Origin of the sequence: Marinomonas gallaica (assembly GCF_049821165.1) — a bacterium.
In the GTDB taxonomy this organism is placed as follows: domain Bacteria; phylum Pseudomonadota; class Gammaproteobacteria; order Pseudomonadales; family Marinomonadaceae; genus Marinomonas; species Marinomonas gallaica.
The window spans coordinates 2,372,886-2,385,379 of record NZ_CP187511.1; the positions used below are offsets into that span (position 1 = coordinate 2,372,886).

14 protein-coding genes are annotated in these 12,494 nt (G+C 45.5%); 8 read left to right on the forward strand and 6 right to left on the reverse strand.

The genetic code is table 11. The annotated features are described in order from the left end of the window. Positions 1-3 precede the first annotated feature (3 nt). Positions 4-510, forward strand: coding sequence for a TRAP transporter small permease (locus ACPUEK_RS11150; RefSeq protein ID WP_425640799.1), 507 nt, complete (start codon positions 4-6; stop codon positions 508-510). Then, entirely contained in the window at positions 507-1,811 is a 1,305-nt protein-coding gene (locus ACPUEK_RS11155; RefSeq protein WP_425640800.1) for a TRAP transporter large permease, read from the forward strand. Before ACPUEK_RS11150 ends, ACPUEK_RS11155 begins: the two co-directional genes overlap by 4 nt. A 58-nt stretch (positions 1,812-1,869) precedes the next feature. Here the strand turns inward: ACPUEK_RS11155 and ACPUEK_RS11160 are convergent, their stop codons facing one another. Then, positions 1,870-3,030, reverse strand: a complete 1,161-nt coding sequence (locus ACPUEK_RS11160) for an alpha-hydroxy acid oxidase (RefSeq protein ID WP_425640801.1) — start codon at positions 3,028-3,030, stop codon at positions 1,870-1,872. A gap of 222 nt (positions 3,031-3,252) precedes the next feature. Here ACPUEK_RS11160 and ACPUEK_RS11165 point away from each other — a divergent pair, with 222 nt between their 5' ends. Both ACPUEK_RS11165 and ACPUEK_RS11170 read left to right on the forward strand, forming a co-directional pair. Continuing rightward, positions 3,253-4,017 (forward strand): acyltransferase family protein, encoded by a 765-nt coding sequence (locus ACPUEK_RS11165; RefSeq protein ID WP_425640802.1) that lies wholly within the window; start codon positions 3,253-3,255, stop codon positions 4,015-4,017. Between the two features lie 171 nt (positions 4,018-4,188). After that, positions 4,189-5,148 (forward strand): AraC family transcriptional regulator, encoded by a 960-nt coding sequence (locus ACPUEK_RS11170; protein WP_425640803.1) that lies wholly within the window; start codon positions 4,189-4,191, stop codon positions 5,146-5,148. Between the two features lie 71 nt (positions 5,149-5,219). Here ACPUEK_RS11170 and ACPUEK_RS11175 read toward each other — a convergent pair whose 3' ends face one another. Further along, the gene (locus tag ACPUEK_RS11175; protein ID WP_425640804.1) at positions 5,220-6,302 is read right to left on the reverse strand and encodes a hypothetical protein; all 1,083 of its coding nucleotides are present in this window, start codon (positions 6,300-6,302) and stop codon (positions 5,220-5,222) included. A gap of 291 nt (positions 6,303-6,593) precedes the next feature. On the opposite strand from ACPUEK_RS11175, the gene ACPUEK_RS11180 reads away from it, so the two are divergent. The 3 genes from ACPUEK_RS11180 (at position 6,594) to ACPUEK_RS11190 (ending at position 9,006) form a co-directional block, all read left to right on the forward strand. After that, positions 6,594-6,842: a hypothetical protein gene (locus ACPUEK_RS11180; RefSeq protein WP_067218491.1), complete on the forward strand. Its 249-nt coding sequence runs from the start codon at positions 6,594-6,596 to the stop codon at positions 6,840-6,842. A gap of 223 nt (positions 6,843-7,065) precedes the next feature. Then, a complete protein-coding gene (gene upp, locus ACPUEK_RS11185; RefSeq protein ID WP_067038337.1) occupies positions 7,066-7,692 on the forward strand; it encodes a uracil phosphoribosyltransferase in 627 nt (208 codons plus the stop codon). A gap of 18 nt (positions 7,693-7,710) precedes the next feature. Further along, positions 7,711-9,006, forward strand: a complete 1,296-nt coding sequence (locus ACPUEK_RS11190) for a uracil-xanthine permease family protein (protein ID WP_067218494.1) — start codon at positions 7,711-7,713, stop codon at positions 9,004-9,006. 61 nt (positions 9,007-9,067) lie between these two features. Here ACPUEK_RS11190 and ACPUEK_RS11195 read toward each other — a convergent pair whose 3' ends face one another. The 3 genes from ACPUEK_RS11195 to ACPUEK_RS11205 all read right to left on the reverse strand — a co-directional run bounded on the left by ACPUEK_RS11195 (position 9,068) and on the right by ACPUEK_RS11205 (position 10,686). Next, entirely contained in the window at positions 9,068-9,721 is a 654-nt protein-coding gene (locus tag ACPUEK_RS11195; protein ID WP_425640805.1) for an OmpA family protein, read from the reverse strand. Positions 9,722-9,847: 126 nt separating this feature from the next. Beyond that, the gene (locus ACPUEK_RS11200) at positions 9,848-10,270 is read right to left on the reverse strand and encodes a VOC family protein (RefSeq protein ID WP_425640806.1); all 423 of its coding nucleotides are present in this window, start codon (positions 10,268-10,270) and stop codon (positions 9,848-9,850) included. Positions 10,271-10,362: 92 nt separating this feature from the next. After that, positions 10,363-10,686, reverse strand: coding sequence for a hypothetical protein (locus ACPUEK_RS11205; RefSeq protein WP_067038340.1), 324 nt, complete (start codon positions 10,684-10,686; stop codon positions 10,363-10,365). Positions 10,687-10,764: 78 nt separating this feature from the next. Here ACPUEK_RS11205 and ACPUEK_RS11210 point away from each other — a divergent pair, with 78 nt between their 5' ends. Continuing rightward, positions 10,765-11,796 (forward strand): nucleoid-associated protein, encoded by a 1,032-nt coding sequence (locus ACPUEK_RS11210; RefSeq protein WP_425640807.1) that lies wholly within the window; start codon positions 10,765-10,767, stop codon positions 11,794-11,796. Here ACPUEK_RS11210 and ACPUEK_RS11215 read toward each other — a convergent pair. Then, a complete protein-coding gene (locus tag ACPUEK_RS11215) occupies positions 11,779-12,426 on the reverse strand; it encodes an HAD family hydrolase (protein WP_425640808.1) in 648 nt (215 codons plus the stop codon). The two genes, ACPUEK_RS11210 and ACPUEK_RS11215, sit on opposite strands and share 18 nt — an antisense overlap. Between the last annotated feature and the right edge of the window lie 68 nt (positions 12,427-12,494).

Here is a 12,494-nt window from a genome sequence, read left to right on the forward strand (position 1 = left end):
CCGATGCTTGCCTTTATTAGAAAGCTGGCGGATCGGCTGATTGCTCTGTCCGCCACTATTGGTGCGCTGGGCCTCATATTTGTCATGTTGGTCATTCTTGTTGATGTGGTTGGTAGGGCATTTGGTTCGCCCATGTATGGGTCACAAGATGTTATTACGATGTCTATGACCGTAGTGGTGTTTGGGGCGATGGTGCTGTGTGATCGCCAAGGCGGGCATATCTCGGTGGATTTATTTGAGCGCAGCTACCCTGATTGGATGAATCGCGTCATCGATATCGTATCAGCTTTATTAGGGGCAATTATCTTTGTAATGATCGCCTATGCAGTGAATGAAAGTGCGAAATTATCGACCATGTTGAACTTATCGACCAATCTTCTCCGTCTGCCTAAAGTATGGTTTCAGAACGGTGTGTCTGTGTTTGCCCTATTGACTGCGCTTGGAATGCTTTTACGCGCAGTGGAATTGTCTCTTTCGGGTCGAGATGTACGTAAAGGAGACGCCGCATGAGTGCTTCGGTTGTTGGTATGTTAGGCATTCTAATAATGTTCGTATTGCTAGTGCTTCGTGTGCCAGTTGCATTTGCCATGTTCTCGGTGGGGTTTGTTGGAATCACCGTGCTAGATAGCAGTCGTTCAGCGTTGAGCCTGTTAGCCTCTGAAAGTTTCACACTCGCGTCATCACCTGAATTGGTAGTGATTCCATTGTTTATTTTGATGGGGAACGTTGCTTCTGTAACCGGAATGAGCCGAAAATTATACGATGCTGCTTATGCCATTATCGGGCAGTTTCGAGGTGGCTTGGCTTCGGCAACGGTGATCGGGTGTGGGGGCTTTGCTGCATTGTCGGGGTCGTCCGTTGCGTCTGCGTTAACAATGGGTAAAGTGGCATTGGGGCAAATGGATCGCTTTCATTACAATAAACGCCTATCAACAGGGGTTGTTGCGGCAGGCGGTACATTGGGCATTCTTATTCCTCCGTCAACAGGGTTTGTGATCTACGCAATTTTAACTGAGCAAAGCATCGGTCGATTGTTCTTAGCAGGGGTTCTACCAGGCATCATGTTGTTGATGCTGTTTATTGTCGTAATTATGGTGATGTGTTGGTTCCGTCCTGATTTTGGTCCGGCGGGTCCGGCAACGGATTGGCGTAGTAAAGGTAAAGCCATTTTGGGAGCTGGCCCAATCATTGCTGTGATATTGCTAACCATTGGTGGTATTTACGGTGGTCTGTTTTCACCAGTAGAAGCCGCGGCAGTTGGAGCGGGGGTCGTTATATTGGTTGGTTTTTCGACGCGGTCTTTATCAGTGGGCGCACTCTGGAAAGCCGCTCGAGATGCGGTGGTGACCACAGCGACGGTGATGCTGATTTTGATTGCTGCACATATGATTAATCCATTTATGGCCTTGAGTCATATTCCAACAGCGGTTGGTGAGTTGTTATCAAGGTTGGGCTTAGGTGTTACTGGAACGCTAATATTGATCCTGTTCATCTACCTGATTCTAGGGTGTTTCCTTGAAGGGTTTGCGATGTTAGTGCTCACGCTGCCCATTTTCTTTCCGATTATTATGCAGCTTGGTATCGATCCTATTTGGTTTGGGGTACTGACTGTATTAACGCTGGAGATGGGGCTAATTTCACCACCAGTAGGAATTAATGTCTTTATTGTTAAGTCTGTAGCACCGAATGTTGACTTAGGGGACATCTTTCGAGGCGTGCTGCCCTTCTGGTTGATGATGATCTTAGCGATTGCCTTATTGATAGTATTTCCACAGATCGTTTTATTGTTACCAAATACAATGTTTGGTTAAATCATTGTATATCGCTTTAAATGGCTCTAATGCACGCATGAGAGCCATTTTTATATCTTTAGACATTACTAAACGTCTCGTGTTGAAACACGATGTCTTCGCGGGTGATGTTGTTAATGTCCCGATGGCCAATGAAAGCCATGGTTAATTCTGCCTCTTGATGGAAAATGTCGAGCATTTTAGCGACACCTGCTTTACCCATTGCGCCTAGGCCATAAACCATGGGGCGGCCCACCATGACACCTTTTGCGCCTAATGCTTTGGCGCGAATGATGTCTTGGCCGCTGCGAATGCCGCTGTCGAGCCATACATCAATCTGGTCACCAACGGCGGCAACGATTTCTGGTAGGGTGCTGATTGATGAGCGAGCGCCGTCGAGTTGACGGCCACCGTGATTGGAAACGACGAGGGCATCTGCGCCAAGTTTGACGCATTCTTTAGCGTCTTCCACTTCCATAATGCCTTTGATGATTAATGGACCTTCCCATACGTCACGGAAATAACGAATATCTTCCCAGCTAAGCTTTGGGTCAAACGAGCTGGCAGTCCACTTCATTAAGTCGTGCATATCATCGACGCCCGTGGCACAGCCTTGAATATTGCCGAATGCTCGGTTGTCAGTTTTTAGCATGCCCAATGCCCAGCGGGGGCGACGAGCAATGTCAACAATATTAGGCAAGGTCAGCTTGGGCGGTGCCGTCATACCATTACGATGATCAGCGTGGCGGCGGCCAATCATTTGCAGGTCAAGCGTCACGACGAGGGCTGAACAGCCAACGGCTTGCGCTCGATCAATCAGCTTTTTAGTGAATGCGCGATCTTTCTGTACGTAGAGCTGAAACCAAAATGGTTGCGTGGTTTTTGCGGCTACGGCTTCAATTGAGCAGATACTCATCGTTGATAACGTAAACGGCACACCAAATTCTTCAGCGGCTTGCGCGGCAAGGATCTCTCCATCTGGGTGCTGCATTCCCAGTAAACCGACAGGTGCTAAAGCCAATGGCATTTTTACGTCATGACCGACCATGGTGGTTTTGAGTGAGCGCGGTTCTAAGTCTCGTGCTACACGTTGACGAAATAGAATGCGATGAAAGTCAGACGAATTCAGTTCCAGCGTTTGTTGCGTCCATGACCCCGACTCACAGTATCCCTGAAACATTTTTGGAACGCGTTTGTGATAAAGGCGCTGTAAGTCACTGAGTTCGCAAATGATGCTCATTTTATTACTCCTTAAAATGAATGCATGTGCAGATAAGACGAATGCCGCCTAGATGCTTAAATCGGGGCATTTAAATTCCATAATAACAGTTCTTCTTGGGGGATTTGTATTAGACGAAACGCTGATAGCAAGGCTTATTCAGTAAAACGCAGTTTTGCTCACATTCCTGCAACCTCAACCTGATAAAAATTAGCTTAACGAATAAATTTGAAAGGTAACACTATGGAGCGCTCCGTTTTATTGGATCTACTTCGTATTGCCGCCATTGTATTGGTCTTCCTTTCTATGTTGGGTTATGTGCTTAATGGGTTGATGATGGATGGAACTTGGATAACGCTATTTCCTAATGGTTTTGTTCAAGATATTTCTGGCAGCCTGACAGGTTTTTATGCATTGATGGGACTGTGGGGTGGAGCTTACAACCCGCCAAGTTGGTTTATAGCGCTGATTGTGACCTTATACGTGGTCTTTCCTGTAATGGCGTATTTTATGCGTCGGGTACCTAATGTCACTCTTCTGAGCTTGCTCATTATCAGTCTGTTGAGTCGTTGGTATGTGGGGCAGTATGGCGTTCCGTTTGTACCAAGTAACTGGTTTGATGATATCGAAAACTGGGCATATCGATTGTACGGCTTTATGCCTGGACGGCCGGGGGACTGGTTTGTTTTGTGTCGTCTATTTGAGTTTGGGCTCGGGGTTTGGTTAGCGCTAACGTTAACACCTAGGGCGTGGGCTGTTTTTAATGGCTTACCTCACTGGCTTAAGCGTCCTATTGGCGTCTTAAGTGATTTGTCCTTCCCTTTATTTTTGCTGCATTACCCATTCTTGTTTCTGGTTCTCTGGCTATCAGAATTAGGCATGAACGTCAGTGTTGCCATTATGATTTTGATAGCACTATTACTGCTAATGGCGCTTTATGTTCAAAGCGTTGACAACAAAATACCTCGTAAAGCATGGCTGGCTAGAATGAATCGAAAACGTCATTAGCGCCCCCGCGCTATTCGCTTATGCCAATAATGGATAGCAATTTCACAATTTTGGATGCTTAACATGGGCTAGTAAGCATTAGACTTAAATTGTTTAGCGAATAAACAAATATCTTTGAGAATAGATTCTCAATCCTAGGATCAATAAAAATAATTACATTAGGGGTTGGATATGACAATTTGTCTAACAGTATGTGACCATAAAGCCAGTGGTATTTCTGCCCAGTCCGTGTCGAGCTACTTAATCAGTAAACGCTTTGGCGAACATCAGCTAATTCTAGGTGCGTCTTCCTCTTCGCAGGCAGACATCAAGTTTAAAGGCTTTGGCGAACTGTCGATTTCAGAGCATACATTCGGTTGTGCGGTACAAATGCATACGCCAATGATGTCAGATACGTATCACCTGCAAGTAATGTTAAGTGGTCAAAGTAAAGTACATTGTAACGGTACGACACAGCATCTAAATACTGGGGATGCGTTGATCGTACCGCCGCGCGCTTCTTTAATTAGCGACTACTCTGAAGATTGTCGCAAGCTGATCATCCGTATTCCTGCAGAGTTTATGATGCAAACGGCCCGGGAATTTGGTTATCACATGAACCACGACCGGATTCATTTTTGTTTTCAAAAACAGCCTTTGCCAACATCGGGTTCTTTTATAAGTTTATTGGACGATATTTTGCAACAGCCACAAGGGCAGTTGTGCGAGCGGGGGCTGATGTATTACAGCAAACTGTTGTGTAATGCTATTTTGGGCACATTCGAATGCAATCTTTGCCCAAGCCAAAGCGCTCAGCTATCTCAGCATCGTTACATTGAGCGTGTGCGAGATTATGTGTTGAGTCATATCACCAGTGACATATCCGTGGATGAGCTGGCTGAACTGTGTCAAATAAGTCGCAAGTCTCTATACAATTTGTTTGAGCGGGAAACGGGGTTAACACCGTCTACCTACGTACGTTGTTTGAAACTTGAAAGTGTTCATTCTGAGCTGAGTCAAAATCAGAGTATTCGCAATGTAACGGAAGTGGCGCTTAAGTATGGCTTTACCAATTTGGGGCGTTTCTCTGCACAATATCGTGATCATATTGGTGAGCTTCCTTCCCATACGCTTCGCAGCGTCGCGTGTTAAAATTGTTGGTTAGCAGAGCAAAAAGATAACCCTAGCAAGGGGAAGCTCGGGTTATCTTCGTACATTTTAACTTAGAATTTATACATCGCCATTAGCTCAACTTGTGAACCCGCTGGGCGTGCCGAGGTTCCTTGTGAGCTTGGTGGGCGATTGGCTGCATTTTGGTCACGCAGTTCAATACCGAGCTCAACTTGAGGGAGATAGGTATAAATCATGTTAAGCGTCGTTTGTTGAATAGTATCTTCTGATAAAGCTGATTTGTCAGAATGCACTTGGCCATAACGAAGGTTAGCGCGCAGCTTGTCAGAGAACTTGTGGCCAATGCCTGCGCTGAAGCCTGTTAGTGTGACCATGTCACCGTTACCATCAACTTCAGTTACACCAGAATAACCTGTGCTACCTAAGTAGCCCCAACCTGCATACACACCTGCACCTTCACCAGTAAAAGCACTTAAGCTGAAAGACGTATCACCAAACTTTAGCTTCGAGGCTAATGAAATAGCTACCCCATAATCTGATTGATCGTCCGAATCAACGGTAGGTGTGGTATCCACTTCACGACCCGTTACGGCTACGTTAAAAGCATGACCACTTTGAGTTCTTCGTGTATAGGCAACGACAGCATCTGGCACATCGGCATTGGAGTACACGGGATCTTGAAGTGTGAAGCGCCAGCCATTGGTTGTGTAATGCACTACTAAATCAGGACGAATAGGTGCACCATTACCTGCAATTGTCCCTATACCTACACCCCAAAAGTTGATCATTTCGGTATCAAATGGCGCAGTTGCAAAGAACTGTCCATTCCAAGTTTGACCAACGGTTAGGTTGTCAATGTTGATGTAAGCGTGGCGTAATCGCCAAGCGTAGCTGCTATCGCTAGAGGTATTGTTATCCCAAAAATCGCCTTCGATAAAGCCTCGCACTTTATGGCCTTCAACCATGCTAGATGTGCCTAAGTTAAAGCGCGACTGACGTACGCTACCTTCTACAGTATTTTTGCCATCATCAGGTCGATCGAATACGGTTTCAGCTTTTAAATAGCCGCCAACATTGAATTTTGTGCCGTTAAACTCACCCAGTTCAACCGCTAATACTTGTGACGAAAGACCCGCTGCTAATACCGCTAACGCTACTTTTGTTTTAATCATCATACTTTACAGCCTTCGTTATTATCATTGTTAAAGGTAGATCTACTATCGCAAAGGCCTAAGGGGTTAGATATTCATATAGTGTAATCTTTGTACATTGTGCAAAAAATTAGTCCGGCATCAGGTTGATAAATATAATTTATGCCAGCTTTTAGGGCTGATGGTGCTTGCGCAGTATTTCTAGTGATGGATCAAAAATTGTGCAGTTGTAACATAAAGTGATGATTTGGTGCGCTATAAAGGTAGCGAGGTAAATAACCCATTTACGAATACTTTTATTTGGAGCGTGTTGCTATGTCAGTACAGTCTATTGAGTTTGAAGGAGCGGATATTCGAGTCGCGGAATTACAAACTGGGCGTTACTTTAATAAAGCCGATTTGTTACGTGTTGCAGGAAAGGCGCCGGGTCAAGAAACGGAGTGTCAATATCTGGATATTCTAGAGGCGTCAAAATTAGTCGGTGTGGAAAAAGAAAATTTACTTAATGCAATGCAGCTTTGGGCGCCGCATTTATGCCATAGCGGAATGGTCGAGTTACACTGATTCTGTAATGTTAAAGCAGCAGCTAAAAGCGCATAGCAGTATGCGCTTTTTTTTGTGACTGATTGACGGCTTAAGAGTCTGCACTCAGTTATTGGCCTGCAACTCTATTTTGGCACAATTCTTTCATGTCTTTAGGCAAAAACTGGGCCATATCGTATCGCCTCATACGGGGTAATGTGCGAAAATGACCATTTAGTCAAGTTCCTGCCGAAAAGAGGTTTCCATGAGCGTTCATGAAATTCGTCACCCCCTAGTTCAACATAAAATTGGCTTGATGCGTAATCAGAAGATGAGCACACGTGGCTTTCGTTTACTTGCATCTGAAGTGGGTAATTTGTTGACCTATGAAGCAACAAAAGATCTAGAGCTTGAAGACTACGAGCAAGATGGTTGGTGTGGTCCAACTACGTGTCAGCGTATTCGGGGCAAGAAAATTACGGTCGTGCCGATTCTGCGTGCTGGCTTAGGCATGTTAGACGGTGTGCTGGAATTGATCCCAAGCGCAAAAATTAGCGTGGTAGGCATTTACCGTGACGAAGAAACACTTGAGCCTGTGAGCTACTTCGATAAGCTTGCCAGCGATATTGATCAGCGTATGTCGTTAGTTGTGGATCCTATGTTGGCAACAGGTGGCTCTTTGATAGCGACCATTGACCTGCTTAAGAAAAATGGCTGTGACACCATTCGAGCGTTGGTGCTTGTGGCAGCCCCTGAAGGTATTAAGAAAGTTCAAGAAGCGCATCCAGATGTGGATATTTATACGGCCTCGATCGATAGCCATCTGAATGAGCAGGGGTACATTGTTCCAGGGTTAGGCGACGCTGGCGATAAAATCTTTGGCACTAAATAAGAGAACGGTTCCCTTCACATGACAACTCAATCTGATAATTTACTAAGCGGTTGGCGCGTTATCTTGGCCGGTGCGCAGATGCTGTTTGTGGCATTTGGCTCATTGGTGCTTGTGCCGTTGATCACTGGACTTAATCCAAGTGTGGCATTGTTCACCGCGGGCCTAGGCACATTGATTTTCCAGCTGTGCACAAAGCGTAGTATGCCTGTATTTCTTGGCTCTTCCTTTGCGTTTATTGCGCCAATTATTTTCGCTGTGGAAACGTGGGGGCAAGCCGCGACGATGGGGGCACTTTTCTGTGCTGGTTTAGTTTACGTGCTGCTCTCTATTTTGGTTGCACTGCGCGGACCTGGCTTCTTACATCGTTTGTTGCCACCCGTGGTGACAGGTCCAATTATTATGGTAATTGGTCTCGGCTTAGCGCCAGTAGCGGTTAACATGGCCTTGGGAAAAACGGGTGATGGTGCGGCACAATTGTTTCCATATATCGATGCGATTCTGGTGTCCATGCCAGCACTTTTGACAACGTTGCTCGTGGCGACGTATGCAAAAGGAGTTTTCCGTCTAGTCCCGATTATTGCGGGTGTGTTAGTGGGTTACATCGTTTCGCTATTAATGGGGATTGTGGACTTTACGCCTGTTCAACAAACGGGCTGGCTAAGCGTGCCTGGCTTTATCATGCCTGAGTTTCAGTTAGCAGCGATCTTGTTTATGTTGCCTGTTGCGATTGCACCAGCGATTGAGCACGTCGGTGACGTATTGGCGATCGGCTCGATTACGGGTAAAGACTACGTTCGTAAGCCGGGTTTGCATCGTACGTTACTGGGGGATGGTCTTGCGACGTCTGCAGCCTCTTTGTTTGGCGGGCCACCTAATACGACTTACTCAGAAGTGACGGGGGCCGTCATGCTGACGAAAGCCTTTAATCCTGTCGTAATGACGTGGGCGGCGATATTTGCGATCAGTCTGGCTTTTATTGGTAAGTTCGGTTCTATCCTACAAACGATTCCAACCCCTGTAATGGGAGGGATTATGATTTTGCTGTTTGGCTCGATTGCTGGTGTTGGGATGAACATTCTGATCAAAGCGCGCGTGGACTTAGGGGCACAACGTAACCTTGTGATAGTGGCTGTTACGCTGGTATTTGGCATCGGCGGCATGACGCTTGGCTCGTCTGACTGGCATTTACAAGGTGTTAGTTTGTGTGGCTTAGTGGCGATTACGTTGAATTTGATTCTGCCTAAGGCGGATGAAACCAACGATCTGCATGAAGAGCAAGATGTTGTAGAAGAATTGCTACACCATAAAAAGTAGTTGGTTGTTTAAAAAAAAAGGGGAGACAATTGCTTGTCTCCCCCTTTTTTTTTGGTGTTAATTAATCAAACTGTAGTGCAGCGGGCAGTGCATTGGCGTTAGGTGAATTCTTATCCACGCTATAAATGCTCCAACGTTTTGCTTGCACCGTTTGTTCGCTGTAAAGCTCAGCGACAACGCGACGATTCTGTTCTCTTCCCATCGCTGTATCGTTCGAGGCAATAGGGCGGCTTTCACCATAACCAATACCTCGGACTCTGTTACGATCGATACCAAATTGGCGTATGACAACCAGTGCAATGGCATTGGCTCGATTACGTGACAGTTCAACATTGTACTCTTCACCACCCACGTTATCGGTATGGCCTTCAATAATGACCGTCGAGCTAGGGTTGGCGTACATGAAGTCTGCTAATTTTTGGATTTCAGGATAGTAGATGGGCTTCACATCAAACTTGCCTGTCTCAAAAAGCACTTCAAGGTTAATAGACTCTAAGTGTGTGGCCGTTGCAGGGCACCCATCATTGTCTACTTTTGCACCAAGCGTAGTTTCAGGACAAAAATCACGGATATTGATCACGCCATCTTTATCGTTATCGGCGATATTTGGTGGAAGAGTCGAACCATCATACAGTGGCTCACTGGCAATACTGAAAGGAGCTAAAATAATGCCAGAGATGACAAATGCGTTTTTGGCCATTTTTGTTAGAGTCATTGCGGTTTCCCATGGTCCACTAATAGTTGTGATTAACTATAGGTCTAGAACCATGAATGTCTCTAGACCTAAAATGTTATCGAGGGACGTTAACGCTAAAAAAATGTAACAATATGTAATTTAGTGTTACCAAGACCCTGTGTTTTGCATAGAAGCCCAAGGCTCTTGCTGCTCAAGGGAGCCATTTTTTTGTAATAATTCAATTGAAACGCCATTGGGATCTTTGACAAACGCCATATGTCCGTCACGAGGTGGACGTAAAATGGTGATTCCCATGTTCTGCAAGTTTTCACAAACCGCGTAAATATTGTCGACTTCAAATGCTAGGTGACCAAATTGATCGCCACCCGAATAAGTGCGGTCGTCCCAGTTGTGAGTTAGCTCTACTTCCGGAGCACCTTTCTCTGTTGCGTAGTAAATTAGAGAAAACTGACCTTGTTCGCTATCATGGCGGCGTGTTTGTATGAGACCTAGACCTTTTGTGTAAAACTCATGACTTGCTTCAGGGGCCGCTGTACGGATCATTGCGTGTAGGTATTTGATACTCATCTAATTTTCTCTCCCAATAAATAAAATTTCTTTTATGTTAGTGGAAGCTAGCAGCATGGGCAAAGCATCAAAAGATCTTACGAGGACTTTCCTTAATCTTCCCAGACGTAGCGAATAGGTTCACCAAAGTCATCGTAAATGACTTTCTTTTGCGGTTTTCTTGGTTTGACTGATGGAATCGGCGCGGGCTTTTTGTCGGATTTACGTTGTTGAATGGCTGCGACAATATGATTTAGTGGGGTGCGTTCTTTTTTAGGCTCGATAAACCCCATGTTGCTCGTGTTATACTTGCCGTCTTGTAATCCAGAAGCGCCCATTTCGACTTGTTCTATCTCGCCTTGTTCGCGGATAAAGTTTTCGATCTGAGATTCGATTTCTTGTCGAGTTTGCGCCTTTGTCTTCGTTGATTTTGTCATAACGTCTGTTTCGAGCTTTGCCTCATTCGGCTTAAAGAAGAATTACAAACCAATCATACTAATAGTAAGAGGTTGCTAGTGTCTATTGCCAATTTAATCGTCCATGAAGTTCAGAAAGCAGAAGGTGAGTCAAAAGCACTGTTGGTGGCTCGTCCAACAGAAAACCCAATTGATGCGGACGCTGAGCAATTGGCGGCAAAGGTGACTAACCTATTTAATCGCTCTGGCATGAACACTGGGCAGTTCTCCAACCCTGAAGGCAGTGAAGAAGGCAGTAAACTACCTGCTCTTTTGCATAATCACTTTAATCGTCAAGGTTTTGATGATTTTGCCACGTTTACAAAGGCTTGCGCTGCAGAATATGTTCGCTTTTTAGAGCCAGTCAGTGAAGCTGAAGGTGGGCTGCTTTGGTTTAATCATTATGAACTGGGCGGTGCTCATTTCTTATTTATTGTGTTATTGAAGCGTAAAGCCGGTATTACTCTTGGTGAAGATTTGAGCTTTGCTCAAGTAAACCAACTTGAAACAGATAAATTACACATGGCGATGCGAGTGAATTTGTCTGCGTATCATGACCGAGATGACACTCGTTACATCGCTTTTCGTTTCGGCAAAGCGCCTAAATGGGAAAGTGAATACTTTACTCAGTTCATTGGTTGTGATGAACCAAAAGTTGCTGCAAAAGAAACGCGTAAGTTAGTGGAGGCGGCGTCTGCGTTTTGTCAAAGCCAATCCATGTCTAGTAAAACAGCCAACGAGTTTAAACGTGCAGTGGCTGAACAATGTCTTGAAAAAGCGGCTGAGCGTGAGCCACTTGAGTTGAGTGATGTCGCAAAACAAATAGAGTCTCGCTTTTCGACTGATCAAGCCAATCAGTTTCTTGAAATGGCTGAGTCTGATGCCTTTCAGGTAGAGAAGGAGATTTTTGTTGAAAAGGCGGCGCTGAAGAAGCTGACGCGAGCGTCAGGGTCAAATCGTGCCCTAACGCTAAGTTTTGATACGGATTTATTGGGAGAAAGTATTGAGTTCAATGCGGATACGGGCGCGCTTACGATTAAAGAGCTGCCTCGTAGTTTATTGAAGCAGTTGATGTCACTTGAGTCCAAGTAAAACCATAAGCTCTGCCATCGAGTCGAAGGTGGCAGATGCGCCTGCTTCGATTTGGGCATCTGCGGGTAGAACGTCACTGTAAGCCAGTACGGTCGCGCCAGCCGCTTTGCCAGCTCGAATGCCAGCTAGAGAGTCTTCAATAACGATGCAATGTTCAGGCGATACTTGCAAAGCATTGGCTGCGGCTAGATAGAGATCAGGAGCCGGTTTACCTTGGTCGACGTCATCAACGGCAAAGCGTGTTTTGAACTTGTGTGTTAGGCCGATTAGTTCAAGCTTAAGTTCCATCTCAGCCCGTTGCGCATTGGTCGCCATGGCAACAGGGCAAGTGATGGCGTCAAGTAATTCTCGAACACCTTCGATTGGGTGAAGGTCCGTTTTAATGGCGCAATTGAATTCTTCCCGATAATGGTTCAGGAAGTTATCTGGAAGAGGCTTGCCTAGCATGCTTTCTGCGAGAATGAGATTCTTATGGGTAGTAAAGCCTGCAAATTGCGTGTGCATAGTGTGGTCGTCTAACTCAAGTCCTAATTCGTTCAACATACGCTTAAGGATATTGGAAGACAGAATCTCAGTGTCGACAATTACGCCGTCACAATCAAATAGAATGGCTTGGTAAGGGAAACGCATAACAACTCCTAATAATTGAGTGGTTGAGCGAACAGAGTGTAGCGAGGGAAGTAGAAGAAAGGGAGGGG